This window comes from Streptomyces sp. NPDC003943 (genome assembly GCF_053605265.1).
Genome location: NZ_JBSGIW010000106.1, coordinates 1 through 23,648 on the forward strand (window position 1 = coordinate 1; position 23,648 = coordinate 23,648).

At 73.6% G+C, this 23,648-nt stretch carries 18 protein-coding genes; 10 read left to right on the plus strand and 8 right to left on the minus strand.

Annotation, left to right across the window (positions count from 1 at the left end):
* Positions 1–116: 116 nt before the first annotated feature.
* The 6 genes from ACWEV0_RS31200 to ACWEV0_RS31225 form a co-directional block, all read right to left on the minus strand.
* A complete protein-coding gene (locus ACWEV0_RS31200) occupies positions 117–911 on the minus strand; it encodes a maleylpyruvate isomerase family mycothiol-dependent enzyme (protein WP_453153035.1) in 795 nt (264 codons plus the stop codon).
* A gap of 111 nt (positions 912–1,022) precedes the next feature.
* Positions 1,023–4,058 carry an alpha-mannosidase gene (locus ACWEV0_RS31205; protein WP_453153036.1) on the minus strand — a complete coding sequence of 1,012 codons (3,036 nt, stop codon included), beginning with the start codon at positions 4,056–4,058 and terminating at the stop codon, positions 1,023–1,025.
* Between the two features lie 49 nt (positions 4,059–4,107).
* A complete protein-coding gene (locus ACWEV0_RS31210) occupies positions 4,108–5,406 on the minus strand; it encodes a glycoside hydrolase 5 family protein (RefSeq protein ID WP_453153037.1) in 1,299 nt (432 codons plus the stop codon).
* A 91-nt stretch (positions 5,407–5,497) separates the two neighbouring features.
* Positions 5,498–6,340 carry a carbohydrate ABC transporter permease gene (locus tag ACWEV0_RS31215; protein ID WP_453153038.1) on the minus strand — a complete coding sequence of 281 codons (843 nt, stop codon included), beginning with the start codon at positions 6,338–6,340 and terminating at the stop codon, positions 5,498–5,500.
* Positions 6,337–7,215, minus strand: a complete 879-nt coding sequence (locus tag ACWEV0_RS31220; protein ID WP_453153039.1) for a carbohydrate ABC transporter permease — start codon at positions 7,213–7,215, stop codon at positions 6,337–6,339. The genes ACWEV0_RS31215 and ACWEV0_RS31220 overlap by 4 nt, the downstream gene beginning before the upstream one ends.
* 6 nt (positions 7,216–7,221) lie before the next feature.
* Positions 7,222–8,526, minus strand: coding sequence for an ABC transporter substrate-binding protein (locus tag ACWEV0_RS31225; RefSeq protein WP_453153040.1), 1,305 nt, complete (start codon positions 8,524–8,526; stop codon positions 7,222–7,224).
* A 168-nt stretch (positions 8,527–8,694) separates the two neighbouring features.
* Here ACWEV0_RS31225 and ACWEV0_RS31230 point away from each other — a divergent pair, with 168 nt between their 5' ends.
* Both ACWEV0_RS31230 and ACWEV0_RS31235 read left to right on the plus strand, forming a co-directional pair.
* A complete protein-coding gene (locus tag ACWEV0_RS31230; RefSeq protein ID WP_453153041.1) occupies positions 8,695–9,750 on the plus strand; it encodes a LacI family DNA-binding transcriptional regulator in 1,056 nt (351 codons plus the stop codon).
* Positions 9,751–9,851: 101 nt separating this feature from the next.
* Positions 9,852–12,281 carry an endo-beta-N-acetylglucosaminidase gene (locus ACWEV0_RS31235; RefSeq protein WP_453153042.1) on the plus strand — a complete coding sequence of 810 codons (2,430 nt, stop codon included), beginning with the start codon at positions 9,852–9,854 and terminating at the stop codon, positions 12,279–12,281.
* Positions 12,282–12,302: 21 nt separating this feature from the next.
* Here ACWEV0_RS31235 and ACWEV0_RS31240 read toward each other — a convergent pair whose 3' ends face one another.
* The gene (locus ACWEV0_RS31240; RefSeq protein WP_453153043.1) at positions 12,303–12,944 is read right to left on the minus strand and encodes a LysE family translocator; all 642 of its coding nucleotides are present in this window, start codon (positions 12,942–12,944) and stop codon (positions 12,303–12,305) included.
* Positions 12,945–13,058: 114 nt separating this feature from the next.
* Here ACWEV0_RS31240 and ACWEV0_RS31245 point away from each other — a divergent pair, with 114 nt between their 5' ends.
* The 5 genes from ACWEV0_RS31245 (at position 13,059) to ACWEV0_RS31265 (ending at position 19,167) form a co-directional block, all read left to right on the plus strand.
* Positions 13,059–14,396, plus strand: coding sequence for a hypothetical protein (locus ACWEV0_RS31245; RefSeq protein ID WP_453153044.1), 1,338 nt, complete (start codon positions 13,059–13,061; stop codon positions 14,394–14,396).
* Between the two features lie 66 nt (positions 14,397–14,462).
* The gene (locus ACWEV0_RS31250) at positions 14,463–15,290 is read left to right on the plus strand and encodes an alpha/beta fold hydrolase (protein ID WP_453153045.1); all 828 of its coding nucleotides are present in this window, start codon (positions 14,463–14,465) and stop codon (positions 15,288–15,290) included.
* 88 nt (positions 15,291–15,378) lie between these two features.
* Complete coding sequence (locus tag ACWEV0_RS31255; protein ID WP_453153046.1) at positions 15,379–16,071, plus strand: response regulator transcription factor; 693 nt, start codon at positions 15,379–15,381, stop codon at positions 16,069–16,071.
* Between the two features lie 10 nt (positions 16,072–16,081).
* Positions 16,082–17,410, plus strand: a complete 1,329-nt coding sequence (locus tag ACWEV0_RS31260; protein ID WP_453153047.1) for a sensor histidine kinase — start codon at positions 16,082–16,084, stop codon at positions 17,408–17,410.
* Positions 17,411–17,457: 47 nt separating this feature from the next.
* Positions 17,458–19,167, plus strand: coding sequence for an alpha/beta hydrolase (locus ACWEV0_RS31265; RefSeq protein WP_453153048.1), 1,710 nt, complete (start codon positions 17,458–17,460; stop codon positions 19,165–19,167).
* A 3-nt stretch (positions 19,168–19,170) separates the two neighbouring features.
* On the opposite strand, the gene ACWEV0_RS31270 is transcribed toward ACWEV0_RS31265, so the two are convergent.
* Entirely contained in the window at positions 19,171–20,241 is a 1,071-nt protein-coding gene (locus ACWEV0_RS31270; protein WP_453153049.1) for a helix-turn-helix domain-containing protein, read from the minus strand.
* Positions 20,242–20,359: 118 nt separating this feature from the next.
* Between ACWEV0_RS31270 and ACWEV0_RS31275 the strand changes: the two genes are divergently transcribed.
* From ACWEV0_RS31275 to ACWEV0_RS31285, 3 genes are all read left to right on the plus strand, one after another.
* Positions 20,360–21,259 (plus strand): alpha/beta hydrolase, encoded by a 900-nt coding sequence (locus tag ACWEV0_RS31275; protein ID WP_453153050.1) that lies wholly within the window; start codon positions 20,360–20,362, stop codon positions 21,257–21,259.
* A gap of 81 nt (positions 21,260–21,340) precedes the next feature.
* Positions 21,341–22,477 carry a serine hydrolase domain-containing protein gene (locus tag ACWEV0_RS31280; protein WP_453153051.1) on the plus strand — a complete coding sequence of 379 codons (1,137 nt, stop codon included), beginning with the start codon at positions 21,341–21,343 and terminating at the stop codon, positions 22,475–22,477.
* 161 nt (positions 22,478–22,638) lie between these two features.
* Positions 22,639–23,520, plus strand: a complete 882-nt coding sequence (locus tag ACWEV0_RS31285; protein ID WP_453153052.1) for an alkaline phosphatase family protein — start codon at positions 22,639–22,641, stop codon at positions 23,518–23,520.
* The last annotated feature ends 128 nt before the right edge of the window (positions 23,521–23,648 follow it).

Consider the following 23,648-nt stretch of genomic DNA (forward strand, 5'->3'; position numbering starts at 1 on the left):
CGCGCACCACGTCGGCGACCGGGGGCCCCGGGCCGGCGCCCGCCGCGCCCCCCCCCCGCTGCTCGACCTGGCGACGCTGCAGCTGCGGGTGCACCAGGCCCGGGTGTCGGCCTGAGTCACGGAGCCACGAAGAGGCCCGGGAAGCGCGGCCCGAGCCAGGGCTTGCGGCCCCAGGCGAGGGCGCGGCCGGTCGCCATCACCGGGACCGGGTCGATCCGGCCGAGCGCCATGAGCAGGAAGGCGACCGGCTCGGTCAGTACGGTGCAGTCGGGGCGGTCGAACGGGCCGGTCGTGGTGGTGACCGTGCCGTCGGCGACGGTCACGCCGAACCGGGCGCCGCCCCACAGCCGTACCCGGTAGCGGGCGGTGAGGCCCGCGACGGCGGCCGGGTCGACGACCCGGGGCATCACGGCGGTCATGAAGGGCAGGGTCAGCTCGACCCGTTCGCGGTCGAGCATGTGGCGGCGGCCGAGGGACCGGGCCAGGTCGTAGCCGTGGCCGAGCATGTGCGTGAGCAGGTACGCGCCGAGGCCGGCCGGGTCGAGGGGGCCGAGCGGGGTGTCCAGGACCTCCTGCGGGTCGCGCTCCTCGACCGCGTCGAGGAAGGCGAGGGCCTGGTCGAGGATCAGGTCGGCGAGCGGCCCGGCGCCCCGCTCGGGGAAGGCGGCCAGCGCCTTCTCGTTGGCGGCAGCGATGCCCTGCGGGGTGCCGTCGCCGTACGGCCGGGGGCGGCCGGCGGCCAGCTCGGCCATCAGCTCGTTCGCCTGGCCGAGGTGGGCCGCGGTCTCGCCGAACGTCCAGGTCAGGCGCGGCACCGGGCGCCCGGTGTCGGGTGCGGCGCGCACGATGTCGGCGATGTCCCGCGCGGTGCCGTGTATCGCCGCGCCGAGCCCGTCCGGCAGCACACTCATCTCGTCCCCACCCTCGTACCCGGCCGATCAGTGGCGCAAGAGTAGGGGGTGGCCCCGGCCGCTGCCCAGGGCTGGGCGGATCCGGGGCCACCCGTCGTGGTCACGCGAGGCTCACGCCCGGGCGAGCCGGAGGGTGAGCAGCTGGAAGGGGCGCAGCTCGATCAGGACGTCGTCGCCCTCGACCCGTACGGCCTCGCCCTCCCGGGGCCGCTCCAGGAGGTCGCACACCCGGGCGTCCGCGAGCGCGAAGCCGGCGGTGAGGCGGGTGCGGGCGCGGCCGCCGCGCGACTCGTAGACGCGGACCACGACGTCGCCGCTGCCGTCGTCGGCGAGCTTCAGGGCGCTGACGACCACGGCCTCGTCGGCGACGCCCACCAGCGGCGCCACCTCTGCCGAGCCCGGCACCCGCCGCTCGGGCTGGTTGATCCGGTAGCCCTCGCGGACGGCGTCGCCGATGACGGCGCCGGGGACGAGGGCGTGGCGGAAACGGTGCAGGCCCTGGTCGGTACGCGGGTCGGGGAAGCGGGGGGCGCGCAGCAGGGAGGCCCGGACGGTGGTCGTGGTGCCGCGGTCGGCGGCCCGTACGGTACGGGTGACGTCGTGGCCGTACGTCGAGGCGGTGACGAGCGCGACACCCCAGCCGGGCTCCTCGAAGTGCACGAAGCGGTGGTTGCACGCCTCGAACTTGGCCGCCTCCCAGCTGGTGTTGGTGTGGGTGGGGCGGTGCAGGTGGCCGAACTGGGTCTCGGCGGCGTACCGGTCGGTGTGCAGGTCGAACGGGAAGGCGCACTTGAGGAACTTCTCGGTCTCGTGCCAGTCCACCTCGGTGTCGAGGTCGAGCCGCTTGGCACCGGCGGTGAGGCCGAGGGTCTGCACGGCGCGCGAGGAGCCGAAGGAGCGGGTGACGCGGACGCTCACGGCCTGGGCCGAGTCGGTGGCGACGGTCAGTTCGTCGACGTCCGTGAGGTCGGTGACGGTGTTGCGGTAGAAGCGGTCGACGTCCCAGGCGTCCCACATGTTGGGGAAGTCGGGATGGAGCTGGAGGAGGTTGGCGGCGGCGCCGGGGGCCACGGTCTCGCGGCCGCTGTCGAGGTCGACGACGGAGACGACGAGTCCGCGCGCGTCGACGACGGCCCGCAGCAGCCCGTTGTCGAGGACGAAGCCGCCCTCGGCGCGCGGCTCGACCGTGCAGCGGCCGGGCGCGGCGGGCAGGGCGTCGGCGCGCCGGGCGCCGCCGGCGGGGACGCCGGCGCGGCCGTGCGGGGCGGAGTTGAAGACGAGCTCGGAGTCGCCGTCGCCGGCGAGGGCACGCTGGGCCCGGTCGACGATCCCGCCCAGCTCCTCGGCGACCGCGGCGTACGTGGCCTCCGCCTCGCGGTGCACCCAGGCGATGGAGGAGCCGGGCAGGATGTCGTGGAACTGGTGCAGCAGCACCGTCTTCCAGATGCGGTCCAGCTCCTCGTACGGATAGGGGAATCCGGCTCGTACGGCGGCGGTGGCGGCCCACAGCTCGGCCTCGCGCAGCAGGTTCTCGCTCGCCCGGTTGCCCTGCTTGGTGCGGGCCTGGCTGGTGAGGGTGGCCCGGTGCAGCTCCAGGTACAACTCCCCTACCCAGACGGGTGGTTCGGGGTACTCCGCCTGGGCCTTCGCGAAGAACTCGGCGGGCCGTTCCCAGCGCACCCGGGCCGAGCCCTCCAGGTCGCGCATGCGCGCCGCCTTGGCGATCATCTCGCGGGTGGCTCCGCCGCCTCCGTCACCCCAGCCGGTCGGGGCGAGCGAGTGACTGGCCCGGCCCTTGTCCTTGAAGTTCCTTACGGCGTGGGCGATCTCCCTGCCCTGCATGGAGCAGTTGTAGGTGTCGATGGGCGGGAAGTGGGTGTAGATCCGGGTGCCGTCGATGCCCTCCCACCAGAAGGTGTGGTGCGGGAAGGAGTTGACCTGGCTCCAGGAGATCTTCTGGGTGAGCAGCCATTTCGAGCCGGCCTCCTTGATGATCTGCGGGAGGCCGCCGGCGAAGCCGAAGGTGTCGGGCAGCCATGCCTCGTGGTTCTCCACGCCGAACTCGTCCAGGAAGAAGCGCTTGCCGTGCACGAACTGACGGGCCATCGCCTCCGAGGAGGGCATGTTGGTGTCGGACTCGACCCACATGCCGCCGGCCGGTACGAAGCGGCCCTCGGCGACGGCCTTCTTCACCCGGGCGTACACCTCGGGCCGGTGCTCCTTGATCCAGGCGTACTGCTGGGCCTGGGACATCGTGTAGACGAAGTCGGGCTCGTCCTCCAGGAGGGCGGTCATGTTGGCGGTGGTGCGGGCCACCTTGCGGACGGTCTCGCGCAGCGGCCAGAGCCAGGCCGAGTCGATGTGGGCGTGCCCGACGGCGCTCAGGCGGTGGGCGGAGGGCTCGGCGGGCGTGGCGAGGACACCGGCCAGCTCGGCGCGGGCCGCCGCGGCGGTGCCGTTCACGTCCTGGAGGTCGATCGCGTCGAGGGCGCGTTCGACGGCGCGCAGGACGTCCCAGCGGCGGGCGCCCTCGACGGGCAGTTCCGCCATCAGCTCGCCGAGCACCTCCAGGTCGGCGACGAGCTCCCACACCGTCTCGTCGAAGACAGCCAGATCCATGCGGGCGAGCCGGTACTGCGGCCGGTCGCCCGCCGTGTCCCGGTCGCCGAGCTCGGTGGGCAGGAAGGGGTGGTAGTCGAGGATCACCGGGTTGGCCGCGGCCTCGACGTGCAGCAGCACCTCCTCGCCGCCGGCCGCCGGGGCCGCGATCCGCACCCACTGGTTGCGCGGGTGGAGGCCCTTCACCGGGCTGCCGTCCGGGCGGTAGACCAGGCCCTCGCACTGGAAGCCGGGCATGTTGGCGTCGAAGCCGAGGTCGATGAGCGCCTCGACGGTGCGGCCGGCCCACTCCTCGGGCACGGTGCCGGAGACGGTCAGCCAGCTGGTGCTCCAGGGCGCTCCCCACGCGTCGCCGACGGCGATCGGGGTCCTGGGCGCGGCGAGGCCCTCGGCGACCGGGACGGGCTCGCCGGGGGCGGTCCAGATCCCGGCCCGGAGCGGCACGGACTGCGGGTGGACGGCGGGTCGGATGCGTTCGTCGAGGACCCGCTTGAGCCGGGACTCGACGAGACTGCGGTCGTCATGCATGCGGAGCACTCCCAGGGACAGGGGCGAGGGCGGGCGGTACGGGGCGGGGTCAGCCGCGCGGGGCGGAGTCGCGGGCGGGGCCCGGGCCGCCGAGGGCGTCCGGCGTGACCAGCTCGGTGATGCCGCGGGCGGCGAGGTACGCGGGGTCGTCGGCGCGGGACGCGAGGACCACGGCCGGGCGGGCCCCGTCCGCGGCCAGCCGCATGAACGCCTCGAAATGCGGGCCGCCGGGGCCGCAGGACGAGCGCTTCGTGACCTCCTCCGGGAGGTCGACGACGAGCGCGGTGCTCCTGGGCGGCGCCGCGGCCCCGGTCGTACGGGCTTCGGCGACGGCGTCCGCGAAGGCCCGGCCGGCCGGCTTGACCCGGCGGTCGTTGGTCAACAGGCCCAGGCTGTATTCCAGTTCGGGGAAGTCGGCGAGCGAGCGGTCGACGTCGTGGGAGCACCACCACGTGATACCCCACAGACCGGGGCAGTCGAGCGCGGCGGCGACGGTCGACCGGGTGAATTCGGCCGCGCGCTCCGCGGGCACGTGCGGGGCGGGGGCGCCGACCTCCTGGAGCCAGACGGGGCGGCCCGGGTCGTCGGCCCACGCCTTGGACAGCTCGATCAGATAGGCGGCGTGCTGCGCGACCGCGACCGAGTCGGGGCCGTAGCGCTGGGCGGTGCCGTTGAAGACCCACGAGTGGACGGCGGTGACGGCGCCGGTCCTGGCGGCGTGGCCGGGGGTGAAGGGGTGGTCGTCCAGGTACCAGGCGGCGTCGTAGGCGGCGTGCAGATGGAGCCGGCCGGGCGCGCCCTCCTCGCAGGCGGCGAGCATGCGGCCGAGCCAGTCGGCGGCCTGCGCGGGCGTGGCGCGGTCGGGATCGGGATGGGGGTCGCCGGAGAACTGGTTGATCTCGTTGCCGAGGGTCATGCCGAGGAAGTTCGGCCGGTCCGCGAGGGCGGCGGCGAGGGCGCGCAGATAGGCGGCCTGGCCGCTTTGGACCTCGGGGTCGGTGAAGAGGTTGCGCCGGTGCCAGGTGCGGGTCCAGGCGGGCAGGAAGTCGAAGCTGGAGAGGTGTCCCTGGAGTCCGTCCACGGCGACGTCGAGGCCGCGCTCGCCGGCCGCGTCGACGAGTCGGCCGAGCTGCTCGACGGCCCGGGGCCGGATGAGCGTGCGGTTGGGCTGGAAGAGCGGCCAGAGCGGGAAGACCCGGACGTGGTCGAGGCCGAGGGCGGCGACGGAGTCCAGGTCGGCGCGGACGGCGTCGAGGTCGAAGTCGAGCCAGTGGTGGAACCAGCCCTGGCTGGGGGTGTAGTTGACGCCGAAGCGAGGACCGGAGGAGACATGCTGACTGGTCGTCATGTGCGGTGCGGTTCCTTCGTGAGACGGCGAGCGGTGCCGTCGGCCGGCACCCGGGTCGGCACCCGTGTGGTCGTCCGAGCGGCCGGAGCGGTCATCCCTTGAGCGCGCCCTCCTCGACCCCCTTGAAGAAGAAGCGCTGGAGCACCGCGAACACGGCGACGACCGGCAGGAACGCGATCATCGTGCCCGCGGCGATCTGCCGGGGGTTGGCGGAGAACGTGCCGTCGAGGTACTGGAGTCCGACGGTGAGGGTGTAGCGGCCGGGGTCGTTGAGCACGATCAGCGGCCACAGGAAGTCGTCCCAGGCCTGGATGAAGGTGAAGATCACGACCACGCTCAGCATGCCCCTGACGTTGGGCAGGGCGATGTGCACGAGCCGCTGCCAGGCGTTGGCGCCGTCGACCAGGGCGGCGGCGTCGAGTTCGGCCGGCACGGACCGGAAGGCGGTGTACATGAGCAGCACGTTCAGCATGGCCACGGCACCGGGCAGGGCGACCCCGACGAGGGTGTCGGTGAGGCCGAGGCTGCGGACCGTCACGTACTGGGAGACGATCGTGACCTCGCCGGGCAGCACCAGGGTGGCGACGAAGAGCCCGAGCGCGAGCCGGGCGCCCCGGAAGCGCAGCCGTGCCAGGGCGAAGCCGGCGAGGGTGGCGCCGACCACGTTCCCGAGGACGGAGATGCCGGCCACTACAGCTGAGTTGGCGGCGTACGTCCACACCGGGACGGTGTCGGCGACCTTGGCGTAGTTGGCGAGGGTGGGGTGCTCGGGCAGGAAGCCCGGGGTACGGGACCAGACGTCCTCGCCCGGCCCCTTGAGCGAGGTGGACAGCTGCCACAGGAAGGGGCCGATGGTGAGCAGCAGGACGAGGACGAGGAGGAGGTAGCGGACCGTCCGCTCGGCGGCGGACGGGGCGCGGCCCGGTGCGCTCATGCCGTGGCCTCCTTCCGGTTGATGCGGGCCAGCAGGACCATCGGGCCGACGGTGAGGACGAAGAGCAGCACGCTGAGGGCGGAGGCGTATCCGATGTGGCCGCTGAAGCCGCGGCTGTACATCTGGATGAGCATGACCACCGACATGTCGCGCCCGCCGGGTCCGCCGGTGCCGTTGGACAGCACGTACAGCTCGGAGAAGACCCGCAGCGCGTTGACCGTGACGAGGACGGAGATCAGCAGCGTCGCGGGACGGACGCCGGGCAGGGTGACGTGCCAGAACCTGCGGGGCGCGGAGGCGCCGTCGACGGCGGCGGCCTCGTGCAGCTCGCGGCCGACGTTCCCGAGCGCGGACAGGTAGATGACCATGTAGTAGCCGAGCCCCTTCCACACCGTGAGGACGATGGCGCTGAGCAGCAGCAGCCAGCGGTCGGTGAGGAAGGAGACCGGCCGGTCGGCGAGGCCGAGCTGCTGCAGCAGGCCGTTGAGCAGCCCGCGCTCGTCGAGCACCCAGCCCCAGACGAGACCGACCACGACGGCCGAGGCGACGACCGGGGTGTAGAAGGCGGTGCGGAAGAAGGTGATGCCGGGGAGCCTCTTCTCCACGAGCAGCGCGAGCAGCAGCGGGAGGACGATGAGCAGCGGCAGGCAGACGAGCAGATAGAGGACGCTGTTGACGAGGGCGTCGGTCAGCTGCTCGTCGTCCAGGGCCCGTCGGTAGTTGGCGAGGCCGGTGAAGTGCCCGCCGCCGAGCGGTCTGGCGTTGGTGAAGGACAGGATCACCGTGTTGACGGCGGGGAAGACGTTGAAGACGGCGAGCCAGACCAGGGCGGGACCGGCGAGCAGCCAGGGCGTGAACCAGCGCCGGTGGGTCACGGAGCTTCAGTCCTTCAGCAGCTGGTCGGCGCGGGCGACGGCGGTGTCCAGGGCTTCCTTCGAGCCGCTCTGGCCGCTGATGGCGAGGGCGATCTGCTGGTTGATCAGGGTCTTGACGGCGTCGTTGGCCTGGACGGGTTCGAGGACCCGGGCCGAGGCGAGCGAGCGGAAGGCGATCACCTTGGCGTCGCCGGCGTTGCTGCCGTCGCTCTTGCTGAAGAACGGGTCGGAGGCGGAGGCGGTGGTGGAGGGGAAGATGCTGGTCTCGTGGGCGAAGGCGGCCTGGTTCTCGGCGTTGGTCACCCAGCGGGCGAGCGCGAGGGCCGCGGCCGGGTTCCTGGTGTTCTTCGGGATGGACAGGCCCTGCACGTACAGCGGCGGGGTGCCGATGGCGGGGGACGGCACCACCTTGGGCACGAGGCTCGGGTTGTCGGTGCCGAGGCTGGTGATGTAGTTGGCGCCGGCGGTGGTCCAGGCGGCGGTGCCGGAGCTGAACAGCTTGGTGTTGCCCGCGTAGGTCTCGGTGAGGACGTCCTTGGGCAGCAGTCCCTCCTTGAAGGCCGCGCGGTAGGTGTCGAGGACGGCGGCGGCCTCGGGGGTGTTGAAGGTGAAGTGCTTCCCGTCGACCGACATGATGGGCACGCCCGCGTTGGCGAGGTCGATGAGGTTGGGCTTGCGGCTCATCAGGTACGTCTGGCCGCCGGACTTCGCCTTGACGGTACGGGCGGCCCTGACGAGTTCGTCGAGGGAGGCCGGCGGCTTCTTCGGGTCGAGGCCGTACTTGGTGAACAGTTCGCTGTTCCAGTAGTTGACGTCCGTGTTGAGGTACCAGGGGTAGCCGTACGTGCCGTCGTGGCCGGGGAAGCGGTAGGCGTCCAGGCCGCCCTTGACGTAGTCGGTGCCGGCGGCGGGGTCGGACGCGGCGATGTCGAGCAGCAGGTTCTGCCTGACCAGCGGCAGCGCGAAGTCCGGGGGCAGGTTGACGACGTCGGGCAGGGTGCCGCCGGCGGACTGGCTGAGGACCTTCTCGGAGTAGCCCTCGCCGGGCTGGTCGAGCCATTCGACCTCGACGCCCGGGTACTTCTTCTCGAAGCCGGAGATCACCTTCTCCATGTAGGCGGTGAACTTGGGCTTGAGGGCCCAGGTCTGGAGGGAGACCTTGCCCTTCACCTCGCCGTGGGCGGCGGCCGGGCCGGGCGCGCCGGAGTCCTCGGCGCCGCCGAGGCCGCAGCCGGCGAGGGTCACGGCCGCCACCGCCACGGCGGTCCAGCGGGCCAGCGGGCTTCTGCGTACGGGTCGCGTCTGTCGCACGAGGGTGTCTCCTTGCTCGGACTTCGCGGGGGTGTGCGCGGACCTTGCTCGGCTTGCTTGTCGCTCGACTTGCTTGACTAAACCGCTCTAGCGATGCGGGACTATGCTCGCGGCTAGACTCCGGTGTCAAGAGCGCGTGCGCGGACACGCGGGATGAGGGGGCGTCCGGTGGCCAGACCGACCATCGCCGACATCGCCAGGGAGGCGGGCGTCTCCAAGGGCGCCGTCTCCTTCGCGCTCAACGGGCGCCCGGGCGTGAGCGAGGCAACCCGGGAGCGGATCCTGCGGGTCGCCGAGCGGATGAACTGGCGCCCGCACAGCGCCGCCCGCGCCCTCGGCGGGGCCCGCGCCGGCGCGGTCGGCCTGGTGCTCGCACGCCCCGCGCGCACCATCGGCCTCGAACCCTTCTTCGGCCAGCTGCTCTCCGGGCTGCAGGCCGGTCTCTCCGCCCGCTCCGTCGCGCTCCAGCTCCTCGTCGTCGAGGACACCGCGGCCGAGATCGAGGTCTACCGGCGCTGGACCTCCGAGCACCGGGTGGACGGCTTCGTCCTGGTCGACCTCCAGGTGCGCGATCCGCGCGTGCCGGTCCTGGAGGAGCTCGGCGTGCCGACGGTGGTGCTCGGCGGCCCGGGCCCACACGGCGGCCTGCCCGCCGTCTGGGCCGACGACCGCGAGGCGATGACCTCGATCGTCGAGTACCTGGCCGCCCTCGGCCACCGCCGGATCGCCCACCTCGCCGGGCTGCCCGCCTTCCAGCACACCCGGCGCCGGATCCGGGCGGTACGGGACGCGGCGCGCCGGCTCGGCCTCGCCGAGGCCGTCTCCGTACCGACCGACTTCAGCGACGCGGAGGGCGCGGCCGCCACCCGCACCCTGCTCGCCCGGCCGCGGCGGCAGCGGCCGACGGCGATCGTCTGCGACAGCGACGTGATGGCGGTGGCGGGGCTCGGGGTGGCCGCGGAGATGGGCGTGCCGGTGCCGGGCGAGCTGTCGGTCGTGTCCTTCGACGACTCCGCCCTGGCCCGGATCGTCCACCCCTCGCTGACCGCGCTCTCCCGGGACACCTTCGCCCTCGGCGAGCAGGTCGCCGGCGCGCTCCTGGCGCTGCTCGACGACCCGTCCTCGGCGCGGGACGTACGGAACCCGACCCCGCGCCTCACGGTCCGCGAGAGCACGGCGGCGCCGGCGGACGCACCTCTTGACCCTTCCGCTAAAGCCCTTTAGCCTCCCGGACCGGGCGGCGGAGTGCCGCCCGGTCCGTCACCGCACCGTCGCGCCACCGGCACCACCGGCCGATTCCTCCCTTCTGCTGGACCGGAGCTCCGATGAGACGACTGCCCCTGCTGCTGGCCGCCGCGCTGTCCGCGGCCGTGCTCGGCCTCGCCGGCCCGCCGAACGCCTCGGCGTCAGCGCCGCCCGACAACGTTGTCGCCGCCACCGGCGACCAGCCCTACGCCTCGTACTGGTACCCGAACACCATCCTGAACTGGGATCCCGCCACCGACCCCGACGCCCGCTTCAACCGCTCCCGGGTGCCGCTCCAACCCCGGGTCGCCGACCCGGCGTTGAAGGCCAACGCCGGTGCCCGGGCCGGCGAGGGCAAGGTGGTGTCCCTGGTGTCGTTCGCGCCGACCTCCGGCAACCCCTCGCAGGGTTCGCCCGATCCGCGCTACTACGCCTTCGGACACTGGCAGTACGTCGACACGCTGGTCTTCTGGGGCGGTTCGGCCGGCGAGGGGCTCATCCTCGCGCCGAACCCCACCGTGATCGACGCCGCCCACCGCAACGGCGTGAAGGTCTACGGCACGGTGTTCTTCCCGCCCGCCGCGTACGGCGGCCAGCTCCAGTGGGTCCGGGACTTCGTCCAGAAGTCCGGCACCCGCTATCCGGTCGCCGACAAACTGGTCCAGGCCGCCCGGTACTACGGCTTCGACGGCTGGTTCATCAACCAGGAGACGGGCGGCGGCGACAGCACGCTCGCCACCGAGATGCGCAACACCCTCCGGTACGCGCGCTCGCTCGGCCCGGTCGACTTCATGTGGTACGACGCGATGACCGAGTCCGGCTCGGTGAACTGGCAGAACGCCCTCACCTCCGCCAACGACGCCTTCCTGCAGGAGGGTTCGCTGCGGACCAGCGACTCGATGTTCCTCAACTTCAACTGGAGCGCCGCCGGGCTCGACTCCTCCCGCACGCTGGCCCGCGGCCTCGGCCGCGGCGAGTACGAACTGTTCGCCGGCGTGGACACCGAGGCCAACGGCTATGACACGAGCGTGAACTGGGACGCGCTCTTCCCGCCGGGCCGCCCGCACACCGCCTCGCTCGGCCTCTACCGCCCCGAGTGGACCCACAACTCGTCCACCGACCGCGCCGACTCCTACGCCCGCGAGGCCCGCTACTGGGACGGCGCCAACGGCGACCCGTCCGACACCACGACCACCTCCTCCTGGAAGGGCGTCGCGAACTACATCGCCGAGTCCTCCCCGGTCACCGCGAAGCCGTTCGTCACCTCCTTCGACGCCGGGCAGGGCGACTTCTACCACTCCGGCGGCGTCCGGGTGTCGTCGTCGGGCTGGAACAACCTCTCCCTCCAGGACGTGCCGCCGACCTACCGCTGGCTGGTGCAGTCCACCGGCACGAAGCTGAAGCCGTCGTACGACTTCACCGACGCGTACGAAGGCGGCTCCGCGCTGCGCCTCACCGGGCCGCTCGACGCCGTGAACACCGTACGGCTGTACCAGACACGGCTGCCGGTCGCGGCGGACACCAGGCTGTCGGTGGTGCTGAAGACCCCGTCCGCCGGGCCGACCCGCCTGAAGGCCGCCGTCTCCTTCACCGACTCCCCCACCAGCTTCACCACCCTCGACCTGGGCTCCACCACGACGGCCGGCTGGGAGCGCCGGACCCTCGACCTCTCCCCGTACGCCGGCCGCACCGTCGCCCAGCTGGGCCTCCAGACGACCGGAACGGCCGCCTCGTACGACATCAAGGTCGGCCAACTCGCGCTGTACGACGGCACCGTGGACGCCCCGGCGGCCCCCACCGCCCCGACGGTCCTCGGCACGGCCGACTCCGGCGCCACGAGCAAGTCGCTGCGGCTCGCCTGGACCGCCTCGGCCACCGGAGCCGTGCACCACTACGAGGTGTACCGCCGCAACCCGGACGGCAGCCGCACCTTCCTCGGCGCCACCCCGAACGACAGCTACTTCGTGCCGCGCCTCGACCGCGTCGGCACCGAGACGACCACCACCCTGGACGTGGAGGCGGTCTCCACCGAGTTCGGCCGCTCGCCCGCCGCGAGCACCACGGTCACCTGGTCCGCGACGACCGACGCCGATCTGGCGCTGAACCGGCCCGCGACGGCCTCCGGGCAGTGCAACGCCGACGAGTCGGCGGCGAAGGCCGTCAACGGCAGCGTGTCGGGCGGCACCACCGACAAGTGGTGCACGCTGACGACGTCGAAGTGGCTCGAGGTGGACCTCGGCGCCTCCCGGACGCTGAACCGCTTCGTCGTGAAGCACGCGGCGGCGGGCGGCGAGAGCGCGAACTGGAACACCCGCGACTTCACCGTCCAGGTCCGCGGCAGCACGACCGCCCCGTGGACCACCGCCGTGACCGTCACCGGCAACACGGCGGCGACCACCACCCACCCGGTCTCGCTCACCGCCCGCTACGTCCGTCTGGTGATCACCAAGCCGACGCAGACGACGGATCCGGCGGCCCGGATCTACGAGTTCGAGGCATGGGGGTCCTGAGACCCCCGGGCCCCGAAGGCGTCAGTTCTGCGCGGTGGCGACCTTCAGCCCGAAGCCGATCAGTACGGCACCGGTGATCCGCTCCATCCCCCGGCGCACGGCGGCTCGGGAGAAGAACACCCGGGCCCGGGTGAGCAGCAGCACATAGCCGCCGAGCCAGACGGCCGTGAGCACCGCGTGGATCAGCACGAGGAGCGCCATGCCCAGGTGCGGGGAGAGGCCGTGCGGTGCCAGGGTCGGCAGCAGGCCGGTGTAGGAGACGGCGATCTTCGGGTTGAGCACGTTGTTCACCAGACCGGTGCGCCACGGGCTGGCGGACGGCGGCGGGGTCGGTATGGACTCCGCCGCCGTCCCGGCGTCTGCGTCGCCGTGCCGCTTCCGGCGGGCGGCGAACAGCGCCTGCACGCCGAGGAAGACGAGATAGGCGGCGCCGGCCAGCCTGACGGCGGTGTAGGCGGTGGCGGACGCGGCCAGGACGGCGGCGAGCCCCGCCACGGACAGCACTCCCCAGACGAGCAGCCCGGTCGTGATCCCGGCGACCGTCCGCACCGCGTCGCCGGGGCCCGCCGCGACGGCCCGCCGCGTCACGACCGCCATGTCGGGGCCGGGCGCCATCGTGAGCAGGGCGAGCACGCCCGCCGCTGCGAGGAATTCGTACACCATGAGCAGAGTCTGACACCCCCCACTGACAGCCCCGCTGACAGTCACCGCGCCGGTCCGCGGAGCCCGCTGCACGGGCCTGTCGCGCGGGCCGCCCGCCGTGATCTGCTGGGGTCCATGACTCTGCTGAGCCGCACCTACGTGGACGAGTGCCTGGGCGGGAACGACGGGCTGCGCGACGCGTCCGCGCGCGCCGTGCTGCCGCCCGTCTTCGACGGGGCCTGGCGGCCCCATCTGCTGTCGCGCCCCTGGTTCGTACAAGAGGAGGAGATACGGGAGTTCGCGCGGGACCTGGAGGACCTGTTCGAGCTGCTCGTCTCGCTGCCGGACCGGCTCTTCGACGGCGACCGCACGGCGTACGCGGCGGAGCTCGGGCTCGCGCCGCGCCACGCGGCCCTGTTGCTGCGGTCCGGTGACGGGCGCCCGGCGAAGCTGGGGCGCGCCGACGCGTACCACGACGGTGGCGGCTACCGGCTCCTCGAGTTCAACCTGGGCAGCGAGGTCGGCGGCCTGGAGATGGCCGTGTGCAACCGGGGACTGCTGGAGGTCGAGGAGTTCGGCGCGTTCGCCGCCGCGCACGGGCTCGGTCACGTGGACACGGCTGCGCGGCTCGCGGCGGACCTGCGCGAGCGCGCCCGGCCGGCGCTCGCGGGCGGCGGCGCGGAGCCGGTGATCGGGCTCGTCGAGGGCCACGGCGGGGTGGCCGCCTTCGGGCCGCTGATGCGCGCCGTCCAGGAGGCGATGGCCGCGCAGGGCCTGCGGCTGGTGATCGGCGAGGTCGGGGAGCTGCGCACCCGGCCGGACGGGAAGCTGGCCCTGGACGGCGAGCCGCTGGATCTGGTGCTCCGCAACTTCGGGGCGAGCCAGCTGCTCGACGACCCGGCGGGGCCGGAGGTGGCGGAGCGGCTGTTCCGCGCCCACGAGGCGGGCCGCACGGTGCTCTTCGCCTCCCTGGAGTCGGGTCTCCACGCGCACAAGAGCGCGCTGGCCATGCTCTCCGACCCGCGCTGGACCGGTGCCTTCGACGACAAGGAACGGGCCCTGGTGGACCGGGTCCTGCCGTGGTCCCGGACGCTGCGGGCGGGGGCGCCGGCCGCGCTGCTCGACGAGTGCCGGGAGCGCCGGGAGCGGCTGATCCTCAAGCCGGGCGCGGGGCACGGCGGCATCGACACCTTCGTCGGCTGGGAGTGCACCGACGCCGAGTGGCGCGAGGCGCTCGCGGTCGCCACCGAGCGGGGCTATCTGGCGCAGGAACGGGTGGAGCCGCGGCCGGAGCCGGTGCTCGACCCGGCGACCGGGGCGGCCGCCGACTGGATCGCGGCCGTCGGCGTCTTCCTCACCTCCCAGGGGTACGCGGGCGCGCACGCCCGCGCGAACCCGGCGGACGGCGGGGCGATCGTCGGGCTGAGCAGCAACCCGGACACCCGCATGGCCTGCGTGTTCTCCCACCGCTGAGGAATCCGGTCCGGACAATGGTCGGGGTTCCGGTTGTTCGTCCGCTGGTCGCCGCAGGGAGCGCAGATGGCAAGGGTCGAGGTCGACGGTGTCGGGCTGTTCTACGAGGCCGGCGGTGACGGCGACCCGTTGGTCCTGGTGCACGGTTCCTGGGGCGACCACCACAACTGGGACGCGGTCGTGCACGGTCTCGCGCTGCGCCACCGGGTGCTCGTGTACGACCGCCGGGGGCACAGCGAGAGCGACCGGCCGGAGCGCCAGGGGACGCGGCGCGAGGACGAGGACGACCTGGCCGAGCTCCTGAAGACCCTGGGATTCGCGCCCGCCTTCGTGGCGGGCAACTCCTTCGGCGCGTCGGTCACGCTGGGCCTCGCGTCCCGGCGGCCGGAGCTGTTCCGGGGGATCGTGGCGCACGAGCCGCCCCTGATGGACCTGGTGGCCGGCATGCCCGCGTACGAGGAGCAGATGGCGGAAACCGGCCGGCGGATCGGCCGGGTGGTGGAGCTGCTGCGGGAGGGCGACGCGCTGGCCGGGGCGCGGACGTTCGTGGAGGAGGTGGCCTTCGGTCCGGGCGCCTGGGAGCAGATGCCGCCGCGGCTGCGGGACACCTTCCTCACCAACGCGCCCACCTTCCTCGACGAGCAGGGCGACCCGGACTGGGCCGCCCTGGACCTCGCCGCCCTGAGCGCGGCCGACGTGCCGGCGCTGGTGACCCGGGGCACGGAGAGCCCGGCGTGGTTCGGCGTGGTGGTGGACCGGGTGGCCGGGGCGCTGTCCGGCGTGCGCACCCATGTCTTCGAGGGCGCGGGGCACATCCCGCACGTCACGCACCCGGAGGAGTACGTCGAGCTGGTGACGCGCTTCTGCGCGGAGAACGGCGCGGGCCGGGCGTAGCGGGCCGCCCGTAGCGGTCCGGGGTCGGCGGGGCGGCCCCGGGAGGGCACCGGGACAGCGCCGGGAGGGCACCGCCTAGGGTGTGCGGGTGCGCGTACTGCTCGTCGAGGACGACGAAAACCTCCGGTTCGGTGTGGCCGCCGCCCTGCGGGCCGCCGGGTTCGCGGTCGACGAGGCGGCCGATCTGCCGCAGGCCGACGAGGCGCTGTTCGTCACCGGGTACGACTGCGCGGTCTTCGACCGGATGCTGCCGTCCGGGGACGCGGCCGGCTATGTCGACGGGCTGCGGCGCGCCGGTCGTGAGGTGCCGGTGCTGTTCCTGACCGCGCGGGACACCGTGGCGGACCGGGTGGAGGGCTTCGCGAGCGGCGGCGACGACTACCTCGTCAAGCCGTTCGCCGTGCCCGAGCTGGTCGCCCGGGTGCGCAGCCTGTGCCGCCGCGCCGCCGTGGTGCGCCCTCCGGTGCACCGGGTCGGCGATCTGGAGATCGACACCGCGCGCCGGCAGGTGCGCCGCGGCGGCGTGCTGCTCACGCTGACCGGCCGGGAGTTCGCGGTCCTGGAGGTCCTCGCGACCCGCGCCGACCAGGCGGTCTCCCGGGCCGAGCTGATCGAGAGCTGCTGGGACGAGATGGCCGAGCCGCAGTCCAACGTGCTCGAGGTGCTCGTCTCCCAGCTCCGCCGCAAGCTCGGCGACCCGCCGCTGATCCACACCGTGCGCGGGGTCGGCTACCGGCTCGCACCGCCCGGCGGCCCCGGCCCCGCTGCCGACGTCCGGTGAGGCCCGCCCGATGAACCCCTTCCGTCGCCGCGGCACGCGCCCCCTCACCCCGACGGAGCGCGTGCTGCGGCTGCGCCGGCGGATCAGCCTGCTGTTCGCGCTGACCAGCGCCGTCGGGCTGGTCGCGATGGCCGTGTTCGCCGTGCGCAGTGACAGCGGCCGCTGGCGCGAGCAGCTCGACCATTCGATGGACGCGGACACCAGCTGGGCCCTGGGCCTCCTGGAGACCGACGAGGCGGGCCGCCTGGACACCGGGGTCCTCGCGGACAACGTGAACACGGCCTGCCCGCCGCTGACGGTGCTCCTCGTGTCGGACGCCGACCCGGACCGGCTGACCGTCCGGCACGCGCCGGCCAAGCCGTGCCTCGCCGTGAGCCGAGGCACCGTCCTGGCGGCCGGCCGGGCGGCGGTGCGGGCCGACGAGGTGCGCGCCTTCGACCGGCACACGACAGACGGCGGGGCGGTACGGGTGTTCGCGCAGCCTTTCTACGCGCCGGACGCGGCCGGGGACGAGCCGCCGCAGGGTGTCCTCGTCACCGTGGCCGACGCGACCGCCGAACAGGCCCGGCACCGGCGGCTCGTGTGGGTCGTGTCGGGCGGCTGCGCGCTGCTCGTGCTGCTCTCCGCGGCGGTCGGTCACCTGCTGTCCGGGCGCGCGGTGCGGCCCGCGCTCACCGCGCTCGCCCAGCAGGAGGCGTTCCTCGCGGACGCCGCCCACGATCTGCGGACACCGGCGGCCTCGCTCCGCACGCTCGCCGAGACGGCGCTGCGCGGCGAGACGGACAGCGCGGAGGTGCACCGGCGCACCCTGCGCCTCGCCGAGGGCATGGGCGGCCTCGTCGACGGGCTGCTCACCCGGGCCCGGCTCATGTCCGGCACGGCGACACTGGCACGCCAGCCGCTGCGGCTCGACCAGCTGGTGGAGGCGGTCGTCGACGAGGCCGTCGAGGGGCTCGCCGGGGAGGCGTCCACGGCGGGCCACCGGGTGCGGGTCGAGGCGGCGGACACGGTCGTCGTCGCCGATCCCGACCTGGTGCGGCGGGCCGTCGGCAATCTGCTGGGCAACGCGCTCCGACACGGGCACCGGCCGGGCGTCCCCGCGGACGTACTGATCACGGTGGCCCGCGACGGCACGCTGACCGTCGAGGACGCGGGTCCCGGTCTTCCTCCGGAGGTCGCGGGCGCCCTGTTCGAGCGGTTCCGCAGCGGATCGGGGTCCACCGGCCTCGGCCTCTCCATCGCCGCCTGGGTCGCCCACGCGCACGGCGGCACCCTCACGGCGGACCGGGGCGAGCGCGGCGGGGCACGCTTCGTGCTGCGGCTGCCCACGCCGGACTGACTCCTCGGGACCGCTCCCGGTCTTCAGGAAAACCTCAGCATCGGCGCGTGATCATTCCGGGGACCGTTCACCCATGGGAGTTCCTCGTGATCCGCGCCCTCGTCCGCCGTCGGACCCTCGTCATCGCCCTCGCCGCCCTCGGCGCCACGTCCCTGGCCGCCTGCACCACGGCCGGGACCGGCGCGGACGGCGGCCGGCCGCGTACCTCGGCCGCCCCCGCCGACCCGTCCACCCGCCCCGAGCTGCGGCGCTTCTACGAGCAGCGGCTCGCATGGCGGCCCTGCGGCGACTTCCGGTGCGCCGCGCTCACCGTGCCGATGGACTACGCGCGTCCCGGTGACGGCAGGACCTTCGTCCTGCCGGTGGCGAAGGCCGCCACCGCCACGGCGGGCAAGCGGATCGGCTCCCTCGTCTACAACCCCGGGGGCCCGGGCGAACGCGGCGTCCAGGCCCTCAAGGACGGCCTCGCCGACGAACTCGGCAAGGGCGTGCGCGAGCGCTTCGACATCGTGTCCTTCGACCCGCGCGGCGTCGGGGAGAGCAAGCCGGCCCTGACCTGCCGCACCGCGGGGCAGACGGACGCGCGGTCCCCGGAGCCGGAGTCCGACGCGCCCCCCACGCCGCTCTACCCCCGCACCGACGCCGAGCGGGCCGACGTCCTCGCGGGCGCGCGGGAGACCGCCGAGTCCTGCGCCAAGGCGAGCGGTCCGCTGCTCCGGCACGTCGGCACGCGCGACGCGGCCCGGGACCTGGACGTGCTGCGGGCGGCGCTCGGCGAGCGGAGGCTCACGTACGTCGGCTGGTCGTACGGCACGAGCCTGGGCACCTCGTACGCGGAGCAGTTCCCGCACCGGGTACGGGCGATGGTCCTGGACGGCGCCGTCGACCCCTCCCTGGACTGGCGGCAGCGCATGATCGGCCAGTCCAGGGGCTTCCGGGACGCGGTCGAGGAGTACGCGCGGAGCTGCGTGGACCAGGTCGGCGACGCCTGCCCCGGCGCCACGCCCGAGGAGATACGCGCGCTGATCGACCGGCTCCTGCGGCGGACGCAGCACGAGCCGCTGCCGGTCGAGGGCTCGGCCGACGGGCTCGACGCCGAGGGGATCGTCTCCGCGCTCAGCCTGTCCATGTACACGCCGGAGGCGCAGTGGCAGGGCCTGTCCGAGGCGCTGCGGGCGGCGGACGCGGGAGACGGCACGAAGCTGGCGGCCCTGGCGGCGGACGACTCCGACGCCTCCGACGACGGTGACGACTCCGGTGACTCCGGTGACTCCGGTGACTCCGATGACTCGGGCGCGTCCGACGGCTCCGACGCGCCGGGGGCGTCCGACACCGTGCCCGAGGACAACAGCGATGCGGCCCTGACCGCGATCAACTGCCTCGACGTCCCCCATCCGCGCGACGAACGGGCCTACTGGGACGCGCTTCCCGCCGCCGACAAGGCGGCCGGCGTGTACGGCACGTCGGCCGTCGCGAGCGAGCTCGTGTGCAAGGACTGGCCCACCGGTCCCGAGCGGCCGCACCGGGTGCGCGCCGAGGGCGTTCCGCCGGTCCTCGTCGTGGGTACGGAGGGCGACCCGGCGACCCCGTACGCCGAAGCGGTCAGCCTGGCACGGCAGTTCCCCGGCGGCATGCTGCTGTCCTTCGACGCGCCGGGCCACACGGGCTACGGCCGCAACGCCTGCGTGGACAGGAAGGTCGAGGCGTACCTGACCTCCCTCACGAAGGTCCGCCCCGGCACCACGTGCACGCCCTGAACGTCACCCGTTCTCCAGCAACCGCCAGGAGCTCAGGGCGATGCGGGCCCGGCCGAGCCCGGCCGGTTCCGTCACGTCGAAGCCCATCGCCCCGGCGAGCTGCTCGACGCGGCGGGCGACGCTGCTGTGGTGGCGGTGGAGCAGTTCGGCGGCCCGGCGCAGGGACCCGGTGTGGCAGTACGCGTCGAGCGTGTCCAGGTCGTCGGGGTCGGCTGCGGCGATCCGGGCGACCGCCACCACGTCCGGGTTCTCGCGCACGGCGGCCGCCGGAATCTCGGCGAGCAGCGCCAGCGCTCCCAAGTCGGCGTGATGGACGACCGGTTCACGCGCGGTGGTGAATCGCAGGGCGGTACGGGCCTGACGCCACGACCGCTCGGGGCTGTCCGCGTCCCCGATGCCGGCCCGTACGCCCGCCGGCACCCGGGCCGGGTCCACGGCGGTCGCCAGCAGCACCCCGACGGCCGCGAGCGGCGCCGCCTTGACGTGCCCCTCCGGGCACACCCGGGCGCCCACGTCGTCGAGCGGCAGACGCGACCGCACGGCGACCACACGAACGGGCACCCCGGCCGGGAAGCCGAGCAGCCGCAACGCCCGCGCCCGCGCGGCCTCTTCGCAGTCGGCGCTCACGGCGAGCTCGACGAGCGCCGGGTCGGCCATCGTGGTCCGCGCCGGCCCGTACCGCTCGACGACGCCGGCGACGGCGATGGCGAGCCGGTCGAGGAGGACCTCGTCGAGGGGGTTGGGCGGGGTGGCGGGTCCGGGCGCGCCGGGTGAGCTGTCCGCCCGCTCCAGCCACACCCTCCCGATCTCCTCGTCGTCCAGCGTCACCGGCGCCGACACCGTCGCCGCCCCCGCCGGTTCCTTCGCCTCCGTCCCCTCCGGCGACATGCGGAGCACACGGCCCGTGCCGCGCAGCCGGATGCCGGCCACGCACTCGGCCAGGCCCGCCGAGGCGCGGGCGAGGGCCGGGAGATCGACGCGGCGGCGCATCAGGGTGTCGTAGAACGCGACGATGCGGATCGCGCCGTCGACGTACGGATCGAGTCCCGAGAGCCGTACGGCCAGTGCCTCCATGCGAGCAGCATAGGCAGCCGCCTGCCCGCGCGAACCGCGACGGGCGGCGCGGGATCGGGGGCGGACGCGCGACGGACGGCGGATGATCCGCCCGGCCACGGCCGCGAGGATGGGCGTCATGGATCCCGAACTCGAAGCATTCATCCCGCTGTTCCCGCGGTCCGGCCTGGACGACCCGGTCGCCGCCCGCGCGGGGCTCGCCGCGCTGGCGGCCGGCGTGCCGGCGCCGGACACGTCGGGCATGGAGATCACGGACATCACGGTGGCGGCCGATCCGGAGGTGCCGGTGCGCGTCTACCGGCCGTACGGGTCACGCGGCGGCGCGGTCGTGTGGCTGCGCGGCGGCGGATACGTCATGGGCGACCTGGACACGGAGCACCCGTGGGCGGCCCGGCTCGCGGCGAACTCCGGGGTCGTGGTGATCTCGGTGGGGTACCGGAGGGCGCCCGAGCATCCGCACCCGGCCGCGCTCGACGACGCGTACGCCGTGCTGTGCTGGGCGGCCGGGCACGCCACGGAGCTGGGCGTCGACCCGGCGCGGCTCGCGGTCGGCGGGCACAGCGCGGGCGGCGGGCTCGCGGCGGCGGTGGCGCTGCGGGCGCGGGACGAGCAGGGGCCGGCGATCCGGTTCCAGCTGCTCAACCAGCCGCAGCTCGACGACCGCCAGGAGACCTGGTCGCAGCGGAACTTCACGGACACCCCGTGGATCGACCGGGACAAGGCGGCGGCGTCGTGGCGGCACTACCTCGGCGGGCGGCCGGCCACGCCGTACGCCGCTCCGGGCCGGGCGACCGACCTGGCCGGGCTGCCGCCGGCGTACATCGCCACCGCGGAGCTCTGCCCCAACCGTGACGAGGACATCGACTACGCGCTGCGGCTGCTGCGGGCGGGGGTGTCGGTCGAGCTGCACCAGTGGCCGGGGACGTTCCACGGCTCGCAGGCGATCCTCTCCGCCGAGGTCTCGCAGCGGCAGAACGCCGAGCTGGGTGCGGTGCTGCGCCGCGCGCTGGACGGCTGAGCCTGCCCGTCGAGGCCGGCGAGGCCGTCGGACCGGCCGGCGGCCCGGTCGCAGAAGAACCCGTACGAGGAAAGGACGGACATGACCATGGACCACGAGATCCCCGCACCTTCGAGCCTCGACCCCGCCGCGCTCCAGGCGGCCCTCGACGGCCTCCACGAGGCCGGTATGCCCGGCGTGTTCGCGGAGGTGGGCGGCGGCGACGACGTGTGGCAGGGTGCCGCCGGCATCGCCGACACGGAGACCGGGCGTCCCGTGACGCCCGACATGCGGCACCGCGTCGGCAGCATCACCAAGACGTTCACCGCCGCAGCGGTGCTCCAGCAGGTCGAGCAGGGCCGGATCGGCCTCGACGCGCCGATCGGGGAGCAGCTGCCGGACCTCGTGCCGGGCGAGCGCGGCCGGCGGGTCACGGTGCGGATGCTGCTGAACCACACCAGCGGTTTCGCCGAGTACATCCCGTACGCCTTCCCGTCCATCCAGGGCGCGCCCTGGGACGTGTCGGCGCGGAGTCTGGACGAGTACCGGTTCCGCGAGTGCGGGCCGGCCGAGCTGATCGCGCTGGGCCTCGCGGCACCGTCCCCGGCCGAGCCGGGCGGCACCCCGGGCGTGTACTCCAACACCAACTACCTGCTTCTCGGGCTGCTGTTGGAGAAGGTGACCGGCAGGCCCGCGGAGGAGTACGTCGCGGAGCACGTCATCGCGCGGGCCGGGCTCCGTCACACCGCGTTCCCGACCGGGCCGTGCGTGGAGGGTCCGCACCCGCGGATGTACGAGGGGCTGTGGGGCACGCTCGAACCGCCGCGCGACTACAGCGTCTACGACATGTCGTGGGACATGGCGGGGGCCGGGCTGGTGTCGACCGTGGCGGACCTGAACCGTTTCTACGGGAAGCTGCTCGCCGGCGAGGTCGTCGGCGCGGCGGCGCTGGCCGAGATGCGGCGGACGGTCCCGGTCGTCGCCCTCGACGGGTCGGCGATCGAGTACGGCCTGGGGCTGGAGAAGCTGACGATCCCCGGGTGCGGCACCTTCTGGGGGAACCGGGGCACGGTCTGGGGCGCGGGGACCATGTCGTTCACCCGGGAGGACGGCGCGCGCCGGATGTCCGCCGCGATCAATCTGATGCGCTGGAGCAAGCCGGACGCCTCGGGGCAGCCGCAGCCGCATCCCATCGACGGCGCGATCAAGGTCCTCTACCAGCGGGCGCTCTGCGGCTGATGCGGATCGGGGGGAAACTGAGCAGGTGAGGGAGTGTGTTCGCGTGGGGGCACGAGACGTTTCCCGGGTCTTCACGCGGAACACCTTCCAGGTTGACATGCTCACTCCTACTGTGCCGGTTGCACCGCTCCCGTAGTCCCCACCCTCAACCGGAGGTAGCCGTGTCCGGCGCGCCCACGAAACGCCGCACCGCCCTTCTGTCCGCCCTCGGCCTCGCGGCCGCGTCGATCGGCCTGTGGGCCGGCGCCGGCGGCACGTCGCAGGCCCAGGCGGCGGCGACCGTCCCCACCCCCGACCACGTGGTCGTCGTGGTCTTCGAGAACCACGCCTACAGCCAGATCATCGGCAGCTCCAGCGCCCCGTACATCAACTCGCTGAAGGCCGGCGGCGCCAACCTCACCCAGTCGTACGGCGAGACCCACCCCAGCCAGCCGAACTACTTCGCGATGTTCTCGGGTTCCACCCAGGGCATCACGGACGACAGCTGCTACACGCCGGGCTTCTCGTCCGCGCCGAACCTGGCCTCCGAGCTGATCGCAGCGGGCAAGACCTGGAAGAGCTACAACGAGACGCTGCCCAGCCAGGGTTCGACCACCTGCAGCAGCGGCAACTACGCCCGCAAGCACAACCCGTGGTTCGGCTTCTCGAACGTCCCGACCTCGTCGGCGTACACCATGGCGCAGTTCCCGACCGACTACACCACGCTGCCGCAGGTGTCGTTCGTCGTCCCGAACCTGTGCAGCGACATGCACGACTGTTCCGTCAGCACCGGTGACACCTGGCTGAAGAACAACCTGGGTGCCTACGCGACCTGGGCGAAGTCCCACAACAGCCTGCTCGTGGTCACGTTCGACGAGGACAACAGGCTCGCCGGCAACAAGATCGCGACCGTCCTGTACGGCCAGCAGGTGGTCCCGGGCTCCTCGTCCTCGACCACGTACAACCACTACAACCTGCTGCGCACGATCGAGGACATGTACGGCACCACGCACGCGGGCCAGGCCGCCAACGCGACCCCGATCACCGGCATCTGGACCCCCTGACGTGTACGTAGCGGACAGTCGCAGCACCACCCCCGCGACGGCCGCGACGGCCGCCGCCCGGGACCTCTGGAAGAACTCCGACCTCACCCCGGACGACATCGACGTCGCCCAGATCTACGACGCCTTCA